This is a genomic window from Streptomyces albofaciens JCM 4342, from assembly GCF_008634025.1.
In the GTDB taxonomy this organism is placed as follows: domain Bacteria; phylum Actinomycetota; class Actinomycetes; order Streptomycetales; family Streptomycetaceae; genus Streptomyces; species Streptomyces albofaciens.
In genome coordinates this window covers 2,773,248-2,788,714 of sequence record NZ_PDCM01000001.1, presented here as the reverse complement: position 1 = coordinate 2,788,714, position 15,467 = coordinate 2,773,248, and the positions used below count along the sequence as shown (strand labels likewise).

The 15,467-nt window shown below is 70.8% G+C and carries 15 protein-coding genes and 1 pseudogene; 8 read left to right on the top strand and 8 right to left on the bottom strand.

Annotated elements, in window-relative coordinates:
- Positions 1 to 226: 226 nt before the first annotated feature.
- Genes CP973_RS12525 through CP973_RS12515 form a run of 3 tightly spaced genes read right to left on the bottom strand, consistent with a single transcriptional unit; the run spans position 227 to position 1,127 of the window.
- Positions 227 to 463 carry a DUF7848 domain-containing protein gene (locus tag CP973_RS12525; protein ID WP_150240213.1) on the bottom strand — a complete coding sequence of 79 codons (237 nt, stop codon included), beginning with the start codon at positions 461 to 463 and terminating at the stop codon, positions 227 to 229.
- Positions 463 to 666: a hypothetical protein gene (locus CP973_RS12520; RefSeq protein ID WP_150240211.1), complete on the bottom strand. Its 204-nt coding sequence runs from the start codon at positions 664 to 666 to the stop codon at positions 463 to 465. The genes CP973_RS12525 and CP973_RS12520 overlap by 1 nt, the downstream gene beginning before the upstream one ends.
- A gap of 5 nt (positions 667 to 671) precedes the next feature.
- Positions 672 to 1,127, bottom strand: coding sequence for an ATP-binding protein (locus CP973_RS12515; RefSeq protein ID WP_244409426.1), 456 nt, complete (start codon positions 1,125 to 1,127; stop codon positions 672 to 674).
- Positions 1,128 to 1,206: 79 nt separating this feature from the next.
- Here CP973_RS12515 and CP973_RS12510 point away from each other — a divergent pair, with 79 nt between their 5' ends.
- From CP973_RS12510 to tyrS, 5 genes and pseudogenes are all read left to right on the top strand, one after another.
- A complete protein-coding gene (locus CP973_RS12510; RefSeq protein WP_167538320.1) occupies positions 1,207 to 2,505 on the top strand; it encodes an NsdA family TPR-like regulatory protein in 1,299 nt (432 codons plus the stop codon).
- A 32-nt stretch (positions 2,506 to 2,537) separates the two neighbouring features.
- Entirely contained in the window at positions 2,538 to 3,272 is a 735-nt protein-coding gene (locus tag CP973_RS12505) for a creatininase family protein (RefSeq protein WP_150240207.1), read from the top strand.
- 184 nt (positions 3,273 to 3,456) lie between these two features.
- Positions 3,457 to 3,723 (top strand): annotated as a pseudogene (locus tag CP973_RS12500) (TldD/PmbA family protein); the annotation flags it as partial.
- A complete protein-coding gene (locus tag CP973_RS12495) occupies positions 3,720 to 5,120 on the top strand; it encodes a metallopeptidase TldD-related protein (RefSeq protein ID WP_150240205.1) in 1,401 nt (466 codons plus the stop codon). The pseudogene CP973_RS12500 and the gene CP973_RS12495, both read left to right, overlap by 4 nt.
- A 121-nt stretch (positions 5,121 to 5,241) precedes the next feature.
- Positions 5,242 to 6,645 carry a tyrosine--tRNA ligase gene (gene tyrS / locus CP973_RS12490; protein ID WP_150240203.1) on the top strand — a complete coding sequence of 468 codons (1,404 nt, stop codon included), beginning with the start codon at positions 5,242 to 5,244 and terminating at the stop codon, positions 6,643 to 6,645.
- A gap of 100 nt (positions 6,646 to 6,745) precedes the next feature.
- Here the strand turns inward: tyrS and CP973_RS12485 are convergent, their stop codons facing one another.
- On the bottom strand, positions 6,746 to 7,024 hold the full coding sequence (locus CP973_RS12485) for a GlsB/YeaQ/YmgE family stress response membrane protein (RefSeq protein WP_030596753.1): 279 nt from the start codon (positions 7,022 to 7,024) through the stop codon (positions 6,746 to 6,748).
- Positions 7,025 to 7,241: 217 nt separating this feature from the next.
- On the opposite strand from CP973_RS12485, the gene CP973_RS12480 reads away from it, so the two are divergent.
- Entirely contained in the window at positions 7,242 to 7,616 is a 375-nt protein-coding gene (locus CP973_RS12480; RefSeq protein ID WP_150240201.1) for a DUF3099 domain-containing protein, read from the top strand.
- 290 nt (positions 7,617 to 7,906) lie between these two features.
- On the top strand, positions 7,907 to 8,161 hold the full coding sequence (locus tag CP973_RS12475) for a hypothetical protein (protein WP_150243486.1): 255 nt from the start codon (positions 7,907 to 7,909) through the stop codon (positions 8,159 to 8,161).
- A 363-nt stretch (positions 8,162 to 8,524) separates the two neighbouring features.
- On the opposite strand, the gene moaA is transcribed toward CP973_RS12475, so the two are convergent.
- The 3 genes from moaA to CP973_RS12460 all read right to left on the bottom strand — a co-directional run bounded on the left by moaA (position 8,525) and on the right by CP973_RS12460 (position 11,717).
- Positions 8,525 to 9,514 carry a GTP 3',8-cyclase MoaA gene (moaA, locus tag CP973_RS12470; RefSeq protein WP_150240199.1) on the bottom strand — a complete coding sequence of 330 codons (990 nt, stop codon included), beginning with the start codon at positions 9,512 to 9,514 and terminating at the stop codon, positions 8,525 to 8,527.
- A 194-nt stretch (positions 9,515 to 9,708) separates the two neighbouring features.
- On the bottom strand, positions 9,709 to 11,373 hold the full coding sequence (locus CP973_RS12465; RefSeq protein ID WP_150240197.1) for a solute symporter family protein: 1,665 nt from the start codon (positions 11,371 to 11,373) through the stop codon (positions 9,709 to 9,711).
- Positions 11,370 to 11,717: a DUF485 domain-containing protein gene (locus CP973_RS12460; RefSeq protein WP_150240195.1), complete on the bottom strand. Its 348-nt coding sequence runs from the start codon at positions 11,715 to 11,717 to the stop codon at positions 11,370 to 11,372. Before CP973_RS12460 ends, CP973_RS12465 begins: the two co-directional genes overlap by 4 nt.
- A gap of 510 nt (positions 11,718 to 12,227) precedes the next feature.
- Here CP973_RS12460 and CP973_RS12455 point away from each other — a divergent pair.
- Positions 12,228 to 13,751 (top strand): S8 family peptidase, encoded by a 1,524-nt coding sequence (locus CP973_RS12455; protein WP_150240193.1) that lies wholly within the window; start codon positions 12,228 to 12,230, stop codon positions 13,749 to 13,751.
- Between the two features lie 120 nt (positions 13,752 to 13,871).
- Here CP973_RS12455 and CP973_RS12450 read toward each other — a convergent pair whose 3' ends face one another.
- On the bottom strand, positions 13,872 to 15,419 hold the full coding sequence (locus tag CP973_RS12450; RefSeq protein WP_244409423.1) for a TIGR03086 family metal-binding protein: 1,548 nt from the start codon (positions 15,417 to 15,419) through the stop codon (positions 13,872 to 13,874).
- Positions 15,420 to 15,467: the final 48 nt, after the last annotated feature.

Here is a 15,467-nt window from a genome sequence, read left to right as displayed (position 1 = left end):
TCCTTCTTGACTAGGACCGTTCCTGGGGCTGGGCACTGCTGCGCGCAGCGCCGGCAACCGCGTGGGCTCCTTGCGGTCAGCCGGGCGCGCTCGCGGTCGAAGAGGCGGAACAACCTTCGGTCGGTCACGTGCCGCCACCACTGCTCTTGCGCTCGGAGGGTCGCCTCGTCAGCTATCCCCGCGGCCCATCGGAGCCCCCGGCGCGCGTTCCTCCAGCCCCGGCGCATCACCGGGTCTCCCCTACCGCCGTCGCTCGGAAGTACGAGAGGTTCACGGCCTGGAAGAGGGTGTGACCCTCGCGGCCCGCGTGCTTCAGCGCCCAGTTCTGAGCTGGCGCCGGGTCCTCGAAGGCACCGGAGGCCGCGTCGCACTTCATGCACTTCATTTCGAAGATCGGCGGGCTGCCCGACGTGTCGAGCTGCAACACCCAGTCCACGAACCGGTAGATCGCCTTGACCACCATCAGCGCGACCTCTTCCGGTCGCGTCCCCAGAGCCAGGTGTCGGCGGTGAACCGCTCCGACGGGTGCCCCTTGAAGACCAGGACCACCGTGGGGCGCCTGGACGACGCCCGGTCGGGGCGGACCGCCTTCACTTCCTGCAACCGGCCCCGCAGCCGTACTTGGTCTCCCCGCCGTACCCGAGAGGCCATCAGTCGGTCATCCATCACGCTCAGCTTCCCTCAGGGGCCGTCACCACGGCCCATACGGATTTCCCGGCCCCGGCGCGTTCGTCCACGCCCCAGCGGGCGGACAGTTCGCCGACGAGGCGCAGGCCCCAACCACCCGTATCGCTCGGTACGCGGATCACCGGGCGTTCGTCCGCCCAGTCGCGCACCTCGATCCGGACGCCATCCGGTACGCGGAGATACCGCGTTTCGATCTCGCGCTCGGCAGTCGCGCGCCCGTGCCTGACCGCATTGGTGACCATCTCGGAGAGCACCAGCAGCGCTTCGTCAACCACCGTGCTCAGGTCCCATTTGATCAACAGGTCACTCAACTCGGCGCGAGCCAGGCCGACGCTGCGAGCGCTGAGGGGCCATCGGCTCTCTGCCGAGTCCCCATTGCTCACCGTCGCATCGGACTTCATACGCAGCAGGATCAGGGCCAGTTGTTCCGGAATCGACATCAGCGTGATTACCCACGGTGGGTAACATCGCGAGGGAAGCGTCACAGCGATCCAGGCTGAGTCCATCGGAGCATCGCTCATGCCCAAGTCCGAACCGCCGCAAGACCTCCCCGCGCGCATCTTGAACGACGCCGAAATGATCAAAGCGTGCTACGAACGCGACTTTTCGCGCATTTTTAAGATCGTTAAGCGGGCAGGTCTCTACCCGGCTCTCATCGCGCGGCGCTGTGACCTGACACCGAGCCGGGTCGGTGAGGTCATCCAGGGGCAGCGGATCATCAAGGACATGGCCGTTGTCGAGCGTGTGGCCGATGGGCTCCGCATCCCCGGGCACATGCTCGGCCTCATGCGCCGGGACTGGGAGGAGGGCGCGGAGGTGCCGGCGGAGGCCGTTCTGCTGACGCCGCCCGAGCCAGCCATCGACTCCGAGCCGACTGATGATCTGTGGGTTGCGACGTCTGGCGAGGACCTGGCCGATCCGGAATTCACCGCGACTCTCATTGAGAGTCAGCTACCCCAGCGCTACAAGAGTGCGAATTACTTCGGGGCGAGACAACCGCTGGCCACGGTCAATCATGACGCGAAGACCATCGCCCGTCTTTTGGACACTGCCAATGGTCCGGTGCGGCGCAGGCTGTTGCATGTGGGCAGCCAGACCGCGGAATTCCTCGGGTGGTTGTATCAAGATCTGGGTGACTTCACGGCAGCGGCGTACTGGTCTGACCGTTCGATGGAATGGGCACAGGAAGCCGCCGACCATCACATGCAGTCATACCTGCTGTTCCGCAAGAGCCACCAGGCCGCTGCTCAAGGAAGCCCGGCGCGGGCCGTCGGCCTGGCTCAGGCAGCCCAGTACGTACCGAACAGGACGCCTCAGCTCTCCGCACTCGCGGCGCTGCAAGAGGCCGCCGGCCACGCTCTCCAAGGAGACCCGCAGGCCGCTCTGAGCAAGTTCGACGAGGCTCACGAGCTGGCGTCACGGACGTGCGAGGCCGATCCGAAGGCCCTTCTCGATACGTCGTACTGCACCCCGACCTACGTGGAGATCCAGCGCGCCAATTGCTGGATCGATCTTGGTGATCCGTCACGCGCCATCCGTCTCTTCGAGGAGGAGATCGCAGCCCTCCCCCAGGTCTTCCGGAACGACCGCAGCGTCTACCTCGCACGCCTCGCCCGTGCCTACGCCAAGGCCGGTGAACCCGAGCCGTGCGCGGAAGCCGCCGGGAAGGCTCTTGCCATCGTCGCGCAGACCGGTTCGGCCCGGACCCTGGCTGAGCTGACAGCCGTGGCTCGCGCCGTCCCGCCACGTCAAAAGGTTCCTGCCGTAGCGGCCTTCACCGAGCGCCTTCAGATCGTTCGCGACCGACTTACGACCTAGTTCGGCCGGAAACCATGAGGGATGCTAAGGACATGGACGATCTGATCACCCAGGCCACGTCCGAGGACGAGCGCCGCAAGGGTCCGACCATCGCCGTACTGCCTGTGGGGAGCTTCGAGCAGCATGGCGCCCACCTGCCTCTGACGACGGACACCGCCATTGCGTGCATGATCGCCAAGCGGATCGCCGACGATCACGGCCTCTTCCTCCTGCCGCCCATCACCGTCTCCTGCTCCCACGAGCACGCAGGCGTGGCAGGCATGGCAGGCACCGTGAGCATCAGCGCCGCGACCCTGTACGCCGTCGTCAACGACATCTGGCGGTCGCTGAAGGCGTCCGGCGTGCCGGGGCTGATGATCGTCAACGGGCATGGTGGCAACTACGTGCTGTCCAACGTCGCCCAGGAGGCCAACGTAGACGGCCCCCGCGTAGCCCTCTTCCCCGTCAGCGAGGATCGGACCCGCGCCCGCCAGGAAGCCGGCCTGGAGAGCAGTAGCCCCGGCGACATGCACGGCGGAGAGTTCGAGGTGTCTCTGCTCCTGCACGGCGCTCCGCACCTCGTACACGACGGCATCGAGCAGGATGATCACTCAGCTCCCACCCGTCCGCATCTGTTGACACTGGGCATGGCCGGGTACACCACCAACGGCATCATCGGGCAGCCTTCCCTCGCTACAGCGGCCAAGGGGAAGGCTCTGCTGGACAGCCTCTCCCAGTCCGCTCGTGCTCATCTCGCCGTTCTGGCCGGGGACCACCCTGCCCCGTAGGCCCGGCGTCTACGATCAGCATCGAAGATCCGCAGCACCCCGCCAAAAGTCGGCACCAAGCCGTCACCACACCCCGTACAGTCCGGTTTCAACCGGTATCAACACGGATCGAGGGTGGACCGTGAAACACCGTCTGACCTGCACAGACGCTGATCGGAGAGGTATGCCCTCCGCTCCCCCGGTGAACTTCCAGTTCACCGGCCAACGCTTCTTCCGCATCGAAAACGGCCGCCTCGCCGGACAACTGCGCGACGTCGCCTACCAGGCGACCACCACCGACTTCTGGGGGTCGATGGCCGCGGTCGGCGGGCCGAGTACGTATGTCCTGGGCGGGGCCTTCAACTGTGGGAAGGCGCAGCCGGGGCAGATCGCGGCGGTTTCGCATGGGTGTCCGGCCGCTTTGTTCACCGACGTCAGCATTTTGAATACGGCACAGGAGGCGGGTCGATGAGCCGTAACCCGCGGGCGGGTGCGCCCCATGAGATGGTCGAGCGGGCCCTGGAACTGTCCCGGGCCGACGGGTGTGTGGTCATCGCGAATGAGCGGTCGAGTGCCAATGTGCGGTGGGCCGGTAATGCGCTGACCACCAATGGGGTCACCCGTGGGCGGTCGCTGACGGTGATCGCCACCGTGGACGGCGCGCAGGGCACCGCCTCCGGTGTGGTTTCCCGGTCCGCGGTGACCTCGGCCGACCTGGAACCGCTGGTGCGGGAGGCGGAGGCGGCCGCGCGTGCGGCGGGGCCCGCCGAGGACGCCGGGCCGCTGGTCTCCGGTGCCGCGCCGTCGCCGGATTTCACCGATGCCCCGGCCGAGACCTCCTCCGCGGTTTTCGACTCCTTCGCGCCCGCGCTGGGCGAATCGTTCAAGCAGGCCGGGGACGGGGGGCGTGAGCTGTACGGGTTCGCCTTCCACGAGGTCGTGTCGTCCTATCTCGGCTCTTCCACGGGGCTGCGGCTGCGGCACGACCAGCCCACCGGGACGCTGGAGCTGAACGCCAAGTCCCCGGACCGCAGCCGGTCCGCCTGGGCGGGGCTGTCCACCCGGGACTTCCGTGACGCGGACCCGCTGGCCATGGACGCGGCGCTGGCGACCCGGCTCGGCTGGGCCGAGCGGCGCGTCGAGCTGCCGGCCGGGCGGTACGAGACCCTGCTGCCGCCGACCGCCGTCGCCGACCTGCTCGTGTACCAGCAGTGGTCGGCGACGGCCCGGGACGCGGCCGAGGGCCGTACGGTCTTCTCCCGGCCCGGCGGCGGCACCCGTGTCGGCAGCAAGGTCGCCGGGCTGCCTCTGACGCTGCGCAGCGACCCGCGCGCCCCGGGCCTGGAGTGCGCGCCGTTCGTCCTGGCCCACGCCTCCGGCGACGACGCCTCCGTGTTCGACAACGGGCTGGCGCTGGAACCGACCGACTGGATCCGCGAGGGCGAGCTGCGGCGGCTGGTGACCACCCGGCACAGCGCCGCGCTGACCGGGCTGCCGGTGGCGCCGGGCATCGGCAACCTGATCCTGGACGGCGGCGGCACCCGGTCGCTGGAGGAGATGGTGGCGGGCACCGAGCGGGGGCTGCTGCTGACCTGCCTGTGGTACATCCGCGAGGTGGACCCGGCGACGCTGCTGCTCACCGGGCTGACCCGGGACGGTGTCTATCTGGTCGAGAACGGCGAGGTGGTGGGCGAGGTGAACAACTTCCGCTTCAACGAGTCGCCGGTGGACCTGCTGGGGCGGGCGGCGGAGGCGGGCCGTACGGAGCGGACGCTGCCGCGGGAGTGGAGCGACTACTTCACGCGCGCCGCGATGCCGCCCCTGCGGATCCCGGACTTCAATATGAGTTCGGTCAGTCCCGGAGTGTGACGCCGCGGGTGCGCAGGGAGGGCTGTAGGGAGGGCTGTGGCCGGTCCCGGCAGGGCCGGCCGCCTCGAATAGACTCTTCCCTCGTCCTCCCGTACGGGAAAACCGACCGATCAGGAACGCCATGACACGCCTCGGCGAATCCGTCGCCCGCGCCAGCTCGCTGCTCTCCGCAGACCTCTCCGCCGACTCCACCGTCGCGGAGCTGCTCAAGGAGACGGGCGCCCGGCGCTATCTGGACCTGACGGACCTGCCCGCCAAGGAGCAGGCCGAGCTGATCGCCTCCCGTACCGTCGAGGTGCTGCCGGGCGTGGACCAGCTCGCCGAGCGCATCGAGGAGCGCCGGGCGGCGGGCAAGGGCCTGCACATCAAGCTGGGCATCGACCCGACCGCCACCGACGTCCACCTCGGGCACGCGGTGCCGCTGATCATCCTGAGCCGGTTCCAGCGGCTCGGACACGACGTGACGCTGATCATCGGTGACTTCACCGCCAAGATCGGCGACCCGTCGGGCCGTACGGCCGAGCGCCCGCCGCTGACCGACGAGGACATCGCCGCCAACCTGGCCAGCTACCGCGACCAGGTCCGGCCGTTCTTCGACTTCGAGAAGGTCAGCTTCCGGCAGAACAGCGAGTGGCTGGCGCCGTACACCTTCCCCGAGCTGCTGGGGCTGCTCTCCCAGGTGCCGGTCTCGCAGCTGCTCCAGCGCGAGGACTTCCGCAACCGCCTCGCCGCGGGCTCCGGCCTGACGATGACGGAGCTGCTGTACCCGATCGCGCAGGGCCTGGACTCGGTGGCGCTGGAGTGCGACGTGGAGCTGGGCGGCGCCGACCAGCTGCTCAACCTCCAGATGGGCCGCAAGCTGATGGAGCTGCGCGGGCAGCGGCCGCAGCTGGTCGTCACCATGCCGCTGATCGAGGGCACGGACGGCACCGGCGCCAAGATGTCCAAGTCCAAGGGCAACTACGTGGGGCTCAGCGCGCCCGCCGACGATGTCTTCGGCAAGATCATGTCGGTGCCGGACCGGCTGATGGAGCCGTACCTGAAGGCCTGGACCGAGTGGACCGACGAGGAGATCGCGGTCGTGCTGGCCCGGGTGGCGGACAAGTCGCTGCACCCGATGGATCTGAAGAAGGTGCTGGCCGGCGAGGTCGTGACGGCGCTGTACGGCCTGGAGGCGGCGATGGCCGCGCGTGCCGGGTTCGTGGCGCAGTTCTCCAAGAAGTCCTTCGCCGACGTGAGCACGTTGCCGGTGGTGGACGTCGCCGAGCACGGCGCGGAGACGGTGGCCACGGTCCTGACCAAGGTGCTGGAGTTCACGCCGAGCGCCTCGGCTGCCCGGCGGCTGGCCAAGCAGAACGCGCTGCGCCTGGTCGTGGAGGCCCCGGAGGGGCAGCAGACGCTGGTGCTGGCCGAGGCCGAGGCGATCCGGCCGCTGGGCGAGGTGCTGGCCGAGAAGCTGGCCGAGGTGCCCGGTACGGCGTACCTGAAGGCGGGCCGCAAGCTGGCCCAGCTCGACGGCCGCTAGGCGCCACGAACGCAGGAACGGCCGGCGCGCACATCGTGCGCGCCGGCCGGTGTGTGTTCCCGCCTGTTGCCGTCAGGCCGGCTGTCTCACGCCTTCCGTCTCAGGTCGTCTCTCTGTGGCGGCCCCGTACGGCGGCCCAGAGCCGGTCACCGACGGCGACCACGATGACGGCGCCCACCAGCTGCAGCACGTGCCGTGTCCAGTCGACGCCCTTGGTGTCGTTCACTCCGATGCCGGTGGCGAGCCAGTTGCCCAGGACGCTGCCGAGCATGCCGCAGATCACGGTCAGCCAGAGCGGGATCGCCTGCTTGCCGGGAAGGATCGCCTTGGCGATCAGGCCCAGGACCAGGCCCACGATGATTGCCCACAACCAAGTCATGTCGCCTCCTCAAGCGGCGCGCGCACGCAATCGTGCACCGTCAGTTTCGCTCCGGACGGGCTACGCCGCACGCCGGAGCGGCCGTACGCGTGCGGGCGGTACGGACCCGGCCCGCCCGTATCGCGCCCCGGTCTCGAAGGCGGCGCAGGCGCGGCGTAACGTGGAATCGGTGCGGAACCGGGGAGAATCCGGCACGACAAGCAGGTGGTGGAACGTGATGCGGAAGCAGACCGGCGCCCAGGCCTTCCGGATCACGGGAGCGCGACGGGGCCTGACCGAGGATGTGCGGGGCCGGCAGCGGCGCTATGTGATCTCGATGTCGGTACGGACCGTGGCCGTGGTGCTCACGGCCGTGCTCTGGAACATCGAGCGTCACGTGGCCATCGCCACCCTGGTGCTGGGGGTCGTCCTGCCGTACGTCGCGGTGGTGATCGCCAACGCCGGGCGGGAAAACGTACGTTCACTGCCGTCCACCTTCATACCGGCGCCCACGCGGCCGATGCTGGGCCCCGGGGGCACCGCCGGCCCGGCGGAACCGGTCCCGGAAGCGGCCGGGCCGGATGCGGACGGGCCGCGGCGGGAACGGAGTTGACCCGTCCGCGATCTGCAAAGCTCAGAAAAAGCTCAGATCAATCATGCGGTTCCGGTGCACCCGGCCCACTCCCGCGTGACATACTGCGTACGCGCTCCGCATCCCCCGTCGGAGCGACGGACCGACGCCGGGCGGCTCCCCCCGTGGCTGCCCGGCGTCGCCATGTCCGCTGCCGCGGGCGACGTAGGGTTGAGGCCGTGAACTCCCCTGACGCCCCCCTCCCCGACTCCGCCGGCTCCGCCGGAAACTCCGCGTCGTCGCAGGTCCCCGGCTTGCCGGGACTGCCCGGGCTGCCCGGCTCGGCGCCGGAACCCGCCTCGGACACGCCCGTCTGTTCGGCCAAGGGCTGCCGCGCCGACGCCGTGTGGGTCCTCGCGTGGAACAACCCGAAGCTGCACACGCCGGAGCGCCGCAAGACCTGGCTCGCGTGCGACGAGCACCGCGAACACCTGTCCAACTTCCTTAACTTGCGCGGGTTCTTGAAGGACGTCGTGACGCTGGCGGAGTGGGAGAAGGGCGCCGCGGACCGCCCGGCGGGCGACTGACCCCACCGGCGGGCGGTCGGCCGCCGACGGCCCGCCGCCATTGGTCCGGCCACTGAAGGCGGTACGAGGGGCCGCGCCCCGGCCGCGGCAGTCGTACCGCAGGACCACGTCCCAGCCACGGCGGTCGTACGGCAGGACCGCACCCCGGCCACTGAAGGCGGTACGAGGGGCCGCGCCCCGGCCGCGGCAGTTGTACGGCAGGACCACGTCCCGGACACGACAGCTGTACGGCAGGACCACGCCCCGGACACGGCAGTCGTACGGCAGGACCACCCGGCCGCGGCAGTCGTACAACAGAACCGCACCCCGGCCACGGCAGCCGTGCGGCAGGACCGCATCCCGCCCCGGGGCAGACGCCCGTGCCTATCCGCCGATCGCCGACATGGGCCGCTCCGGCTGGAGGAACGCCGGGTCGTCGAGACCCGACCCGGCCTTCTTGCCCCACATCGCCTGCTTCCACAGGCGGGCTATCTCCGCGTCCGGCGCGGTGGAGCGCAGGGCCGCGCGCAAGTCGGTTTCCTCGGTGGCGAACAGGCACGTACGGACCTGGCCGTCGGCGGTCAGGCGCGTACGGTCGCAGGCGCGGCAGAAGGGGCGGGTGACCGAGGCGATGACGCCGACGCGGTGCGGGCCGCCGTCGACGAGCCAGCGCTCGGCCGGGGCGGAGCCGCGCTCCTCCCGGCCCTCGGGGGTGAGGGTGAAGCGGGTGCGCAGCGAGGCCAGGATGTCACCGGCGGTGATCATGCCTTCGCGCTTCCAGCCGTGCTGGGCGTCAAGCGGCATCTGCTCGATGAACCGCAGCTCGTAGTCGTGGGCGACGGCCCAGGCCAGCAGGTCGGGGGCCTCGTCGTCGTTGAGTCCGGGCATCAGGACGCTGTTGACCTTGACCGGGGTGAGGCCGGCGGCGCGGGCGGCCTCCAGGCCGCGCAGCACGTCCTCGTGGCGCTTGCGGCGGGTCAGGGCGCGGAAGACGTCCGGGCGCAGCGTGTCGAGGGAGACGTTGACGCGGTCCAGGCCGGCGGCGCGCAGGGCGGTGGCGGTGCGCTCCAGGCCGATGCCGTTGGTGGTCAGCGAGAGCTGCGGGCGGGGCTCCAGGGCGGCCACGCGCTCGACGATGCCGACCAGGCCGGGGCGCAGCAGGGGCTCCCCGCCCGTGAAGCGGACCTCCTCGACGCCGAGGTCGGTGACCGCGATACGGATCAGGCGGACGATCTCGTCGTCGGTGAGCAGGTCCGGCTTGGCGAGCCACTGCAGGCCCTCCTCGGGCATGCAGTACGTGCAGCGCAGGTTGCACCGGTCGGTCAGCGAGACGCGCAGGTCGGTGGCCACGCGACCGTAAGTGTCGATGAGCACTGCTGCCCCCTGCCCGAGAGCACCGCTGCCCCCTGCCCGAGTCCGATCAGTTCGTCTTCGAGCCTACGCGATGGGTCTGACAGCCGGCACGGGTGAGATATCACGAGGCGGGCGGGGTGGCGTCGTAGAGATCTACGACGCCACCCCGCCCGCGGGTGGTGCGGAGGCACGGCGGCCCCGGGGCAGTGCCCCTGTCAGTGCGCCCCGGTGCCGGTCAGCGAGCGGACCTCCAGTTCGGCGTACTTCTTGACGTCCGGCTCCTCCTTGGACAGCAGCGAGCCCAGCCAGCCCAGCAGGAAGCCGAGCGGAATGGAGATCAGGCCCGGGTTCTCCAGCGGGAAGAAGTAGAAGTCCACGCCGGGGAACATCGAGGTCGGCTTGCCGGAGACGACGGGTGAGAAGAGCACGAGCAGGACGGAGGAGGCCAGGCCGCCGTAGATGGACCACAGCGCGCCCTGGGTGGTGAACCGCTTCCAGAACAGGCTGTAGAGGATCGTCGGCAGGTTGGCGGAGGCCGCGACGGCGAAGGCGAGGGCCACCAGGCCCGCGACGTTCAGGCCGCGCGCGAAGACGCCGAGGACGATGGCGACGGCGCCGATGCCCACGGTCGCCCAGCGGGCCGCGGCCACCTCCTCCTTCTCGGTGGCCTTGCCCTTGCGGAAGACGTTCACGTACAGGTCGTGCGCGAAGGACGAGGACGAGGCGAGGGTGAGCCCGGCGACGACCGCGAGGATGGTCGCGAAGGCCACCGCGGAGATCACCGCGAGCAGGATCGCGCCGCCGGTGGAGTCGGCGCCGCCGCCGATCTCCTGGGCGAGCAGCGGCGCGGCCGTGTTGCCCGCCTTGTTGGACGCGATGATCGTGGCGGGCTCTATCAGGGCGGCGGCGCCGAAGCCGAGCGCGATGGTCATCAGGTAGAAGACGCCGATGATGCCGATCGCCCAGTTCACGGACTTCCGGGCGGCCTTGGCCGTGGGCACGGTGTAGAAGCGGATGAGGATGTGCGGCAGGCCCGCGGTGCCCAGGACCAGCGCGATGCCCAGGGAGATGAAGTCGATCTTCGAGGTGGCGGTCACGCCGTACTTCAGACCGGGCTCCAGGAAGGCGGCGCCCTTGCCGCTCTGTTCGGCGGCCCTGCCCAGCAGGGTGGAGATGTTGAAGTTGAACTTGAGCATCACCAGGAACGTGATGAGCAGGGTGCCCGCGATCAGCAGGACGGCCTTGACCATCTGGACCCAGGTGGTGCCCTTCATGCCGCCGATGGACACGTACAGGATCATCACGATGCCGACCAGGACGACGACCAGGATCTTGCCGGTCTCGCTGGTGATCCCGAGCAGCAGGGTGACCAGGGCGCCCGCGCCCGCCATCTGGGCGAGCAGGTAGAAGATCGAGACGATGATCGTGGAGACGCCGGCGGCGGTGCGCACCGGGCGCTGGCGCATCCGGTACGCGAGCACGTCGCCCATCGTGAACCGCCCGGAGTTGCGCAGCGGTTCGGCCACCAGCAGGAGCGCCACCAGCCAGGCGACGAGGAAGCCGATGGAGTACAGGAAGCCGTCGTAGCCGAAGAGGGCGATGGCGCCGGCGATGCCCAGGAAGGACGCGGCGGACATGTAGTCGCCGGAGATCGCCAGGCCGTTCTGGAAGCCGCTGAACTGGCGGCCGCCCGCGTAGAAGTCCTCCGCGCCCCGGGTCTGCCGGCCGGCCCAGACGGTGATGCCCAGGGTCGCGGCGACGAAGACCGCGAACAGGGTGATGATCAGCGCCCGGTGCTCGCCGGCGTCGCCGGCCGCGAGCTGTCCGGCGCCGTCGGCGAGCTGCCGCGCGCCGGTGGTGATCCGTTCGGTCGGGCTCATGCGTCACCCTCCAGGCGGGCCTTGATCGACTCGGCCTTCGGGTCGAGCTTGGCCGCGGCGTGCCGGGAGTACCACCAGGCGATGAGGAAGGTGGTCACGAACTGCGCGATGCCGAGCACGAAGGCGACGTTGACGTTGCCGAAGACCTTGGTGCCCATGAAGCCGCCCGCGTAGCTGGAGAGCAGCACGTACAGCAGGTACCAGAGGATGAAGGCGACGGTGAGCGGAAAGGCGAACGAGCGGTACGAGCGGCGCAGTTCGCCGAATTCCGGGCCTGCCTGGACCTCGGTGAAGTCCGGCGGCCCGGGCGGCCCCGGGTCGGTGGGCGGCGGTGCGGTGCTCACGGGCTCTCCTGGGTGCGTAGGGGCGGACGACGGAATCCGGTGATAAAGCGTGCGTAAGTGATCCGGATCACGCATCGTAGAGGTGCGGCATGCGTTGCGACAGAGGTTGGTTGGTTGAATTCGACAGGAAGCGGGAACACCGGCCGCCGCGGCAGGGCCCGTCCGCCGGGCCGGGCGCGAGGTCCATTGCCGCGGTGCCGCGGCGGGATATCCGAGGCCGCGCCCCGCCCGGGCGTCCGGGCGCGCTCCCGGCCCGGCCGTACGACCGCGCCCCCGGTCCGGGCGGGCAGGCGCCCCGTGACTCGTCCGTGACCGTGGCGCCCGCGCCTGACGGCGGGTCAATCCGCGGCTCTTGGCAGGTTTTCTCCGTGATCCATTGATGTTCCGTGGTCGACACGGATAACTTCTCGGGGACTTGCCGCACACGGGGGCCGTTCCCCCGTTCGGCGGTATCCACCTGCCCGTACGCGACCCGTGTACGGGCGGTCTCACGGATGATGTGGAGTACCCATGGCGCATCCCCGATCCAGACGGGTGCGGGCGCTGGCCGTACCGCTCGGACTGGCCCTGACGGCATCCCTCGGCTTCCTGCCGGGCGCGGCCACCGCCGCCCCGCAGGCCGCGGCCCCGGCGGCCGCCGTCAAGACCGACGGCCCGCTGCTCTCGTACGTCGTGAACGCCACCCCGGGCCAGGCCTCGGTCAAGCGCGTCACGAAGGCGATAACCCAGGCCGGCGGGAAGGTGATCATCGCCCACGAGAAGATAGGCGTGATCGTCGTCCACTCGGCCAACCCGCAGTTCGCCGCGACGATACGCAAGACGCCCGGCGTGCAGTCCGCCGGCGCCACCCGTACGGCGCCGCTGAAGGCGTCCGGCACCACGGACGTCGGCAAGCCCCAGAAGGTCGAGCGGCTGACCGCCGACAAGGCGGCCAAGGCGGCCCGCGCGGCCAACGCCGCGGGCGACGACAAGGAGCCGCTGGAGCCGCTCCAGTGGGACATCCCCGCCATCAAGGCGGACCAGGCGGCGAAGATCGACGAGGGCAGCAAGAAGGTCACCGTCGCCGTCATCGACACCGGTGTGGACGACACCCACCCGGACCTGAAGGCCAACTTCGCCCCGAAGCAGTCGGCGAACTGCGTGGGCGGCGTGGCGGACACCTCCCCCGGCGCCTGGCGTCCGTACGACCCGGCCGAGGACTACCACGGCACGCACGTCGCGGGCACCATCGCCGCCGCGCGCAACGGTGTCGGCGTGGCCGGTGTGGCGCCGGGCGTCAAGCTCTCCGCCATCAAGGTCAGCGAGCCCAAGACGAGCCTGTTCTACGCCGAGAGCGTGGTGTGCGCCTTCGTCTTCGCGGCCGACCACGGCGCCAAGGTCACGAACAACAGCTACTACGTCGACCCGTGGATGTTCAACTGCAAGGACGACCTGGACCAGGGCGCCATCGTGGACGCCGTCGGCCGGGCCGCCAAGTACGCCGAGGGCAAGGGCGTGGTGAACGTCGCCGCGGCCGGCAACTCCAACATGGACCTGGCGGCGGCGCAGCTGACCGACACCTCCAGCCCGAACGACTCCACGCCGGTCTCGCGCACCATCGACCCGAAGAAGTGCTGGGACGTGCCGACCCAGCTGCCGGGCACCGTCACGGTGGCCTCGACGGGCGTCAAGGGCCTGAAGTCGTACTTCTCGAACTACGGCAACGGCGTGATCGACGTGGCGGCGCCGGGCGGCGACAACCGCCAGATCCCGGAGCTGCCCGCCAAGCACGGCGGCATCCTGTCGACCATGCCCGGCGGTGACTACGGCTACCTCCAGGGCACCTCGATGGCCAGCCCGCACGTCGCCGGTGTCGTGGCGCTCCTGAAGAGCACCCACCCGAAGTCCAGCCCGCAGGAGATCCAGTGGCTCCTGAAGATGCAGGCGGACAACCCGGGCTGCCCGACCGCCGACAAGACGTGCACCGGTACGCAGCACGTCAACGGCCACTACGGCTACGGCATCGTGGACGCGCTGGACGCGGTCCGGGACTGATGCCGCCGAGGGACCGGTGACGGTTCCGAGGCAGGGGCCGGGCGGTACGCCGCCCGGCCCCGCCGCCGTATCACCTGCCCGGCCCCACCGCGGTCTCACCTGCCCGAGCAGGCGGCCGGTTCACCTGCCCAGGTAGGCGGCCAGCCGGTCCGCTCCCCCGGCCGCCGCCGGCGCCGGCCGCTCCGGCGCGAAGGAGCCGCCCTCCGTACGCGGCGCCGCCCCGTAGATGCCGCGCGCCGCTTCCAGCACCTCGTCGGCGACCTTCGGCGCCAGGTCCGTGCTCGCGCCGAGCGCGCGGGCCAGGTCCCAGCCGTGCGCGAGGAGTTCGACGGCGGCCTGCTGCGCGAACAGGGCGCCAGGGGCTTCGTACGGGCCGTATGTACGCTCCAGCATCCCGGTGCCGGTGAACGCCGCGAGCAGTGCGTCCACCGACGCCTGGAAGGCGGCGGTGTGGTCGTCGCCCAGGTGGCCGGCGTCCGGGTCGGTGCGCGGCGCGTCCCGGGCGATCGAGGTGATCATGAGGTTTTCCCACGTCATGTGGTCGATGAGCTGCCGGACGGTCCAGTCGTCGCACGGCGTGGGCCGCTCCAGCGCTTCCTCCGGTACGGCGTCGACCAGCGCGGTGACATGCGCGGCCACCCGCTCATACACGTACAGCGCGCGCTGCGGGTCCGGCGCGGGCGGCAGGACGAGGCCGGGGCCGGGCTCGGGGTGGGCGCGCAGCGCGCTGGCGGTCCAGGCGCCCACCGCATCCCAACGGGGCGGCTGCGGGCGGCCGGTGGCCATGCACATCAGCTGCCAGTAGCGCTCGATGTGCGGCTCGGCGGCGGCCTCCAGCTGCTCCAGCAGCCTGGCGCGCGCGTGGGCGTCGTCCCGCTGCGGCGGGTCGGCCGTGTCCGTCTGGGTGGGCAGCCAGGCGGCGACCAGTTCCGCCACGACGGGCTCCGCCGCCGGGGAGTCGGCGGCGACACCGGCCGCGAGGGCCGCCTCCGCGCGCTCGCGCATCAGGCCGGCGACCCGCGCCGCGTCCTCGGCGGCCGTCGCGGACAGTTCGGCGGGGGTGGTACGGGCGCTGTACTCGGCCAGGCGGCGCAGCGCGGCCCGTACTTCGGGGCGCTGTACGTGGTCGGCCAGGTCGAGCCAGGCGGCGAGCTGGTCGGGCGCCGGGTCCTCGGGCAGGTCCGGGGCGGCGGCCAGCAGTCCGGCGCGGTAGGCGGGGGCGGCCACGCCGTCCAGGGCGTCCGCGACGAACTCCTCGATGACACGGCGGCGTTCGGCGGCGGTCAGGCGGGCGAGTCGGTGCACGTCGGGTAGCTCCTCGGCTGCGGTGCCCCGCGCGGCCACCGCCCGCAGCACGGCGCGCCGCAGCCGCAGCGTGCGGATCTGCGCGTCCAGGGCGTCCGCCCAGCACCCGGCCGCGTCGGCGACCGTGCGTTCGCTGCGCAGCACGGCGCGGATCTCCGCGACGCCGATGCCGAGTTCGCGCAGCGTGCGCACGATCTCCAGGCGGGCGGGCGCGTCCGGGCCGTACAGCCGGTAGCCCGCGGGGGTGCGGGCGGCGGGCGGCAGCAGGCCTTCGTCGGACCAGCGCCGGACCGTCTTCACCGGCACTCCGGTGCGCCGGGCCAGCGCGCCGATCGTCAGCAGGCCGTCGCCGTCCTCGTTCACGCCGTCCACTGTCGGGTCTCCCCCGGCGGGAGACTCAAGCCCGCGGCC

Bases quoted from the DNA above. Each gene is read 5' to 3' on its own strand.
- CP973_RS12465 (WP_150240197.1), bottom strand. From the start codon at position 11,373: ATGAGCCCGACCGAACGGATCACCACCGGCGCGCGGCAGCTCGCCGAC.
- CP973_RS12515 (WP_244409426.1), bottom strand. From the start codon at position 1,127: ATGTCGATTCCGGAACAACTGGCCCTGATCCTGCTGCGTATGAAGTCC.
- tyrS (WP_150240203.1), top strand. From the start codon at position 5,242: ATGACACGCCTCGGCGAATCCGTCGCCCGCGCCAGCTCGCTGCTCTCC.
- CP973_RS12495 (WP_150240205.1), top strand. From the start codon at position 3,720: ATGAGCCGTAACCCGCGGGCGGGTGCGCCCCATGAGATGGTCGAGCGG.
- CP973_RS12510 (WP_167538320.1), top strand. From the start codon at position 1,207: ATGCCCAAGTCCGAACCGCCGCAAGACCTCCCCGCGCGCATCTTGAAC.
- CP973_RS12485 (WP_030596753.1), bottom strand. From the start codon at position 7,024: ATGACTTGGTTGTGGGCAATCATCGTGGGCCTGGTCCTGGGCCTGATC.
- CP973_RS12520 (WP_150240211.1), bottom strand. From the start codon at position 666: ATGGATGACCGACTGATGGCCTCTCGGGTACGGCGGGGAGACCAAGTA.
- CP973_RS12525 (WP_150240213.1), bottom strand. From the start codon at position 463: ATGGTGGTCAAGGCGATCTACCGGTTCGTGGACTGGGTGTTGCAGCTC.
- CP973_RS12455 (WP_150240193.1), top strand. From the start codon at position 12,228: ATGGCGCATCCCCGATCCAGACGGGTGCGGGCGCTGGCCGTACCGCTC.
- CP973_RS12480 (WP_150240201.1), top strand. From the start codon at position 7,242: ATGCGGAAGCAGACCGGCGCCCAGGCCTTCCGGATCACGGGAGCGCGA.
- CP973_RS12505 (WP_150240207.1), top strand. From the start codon at position 2,538: ATGGACGATCTGATCACCCAGGCCACGTCCGAGGACGAGCGCCGCAAG.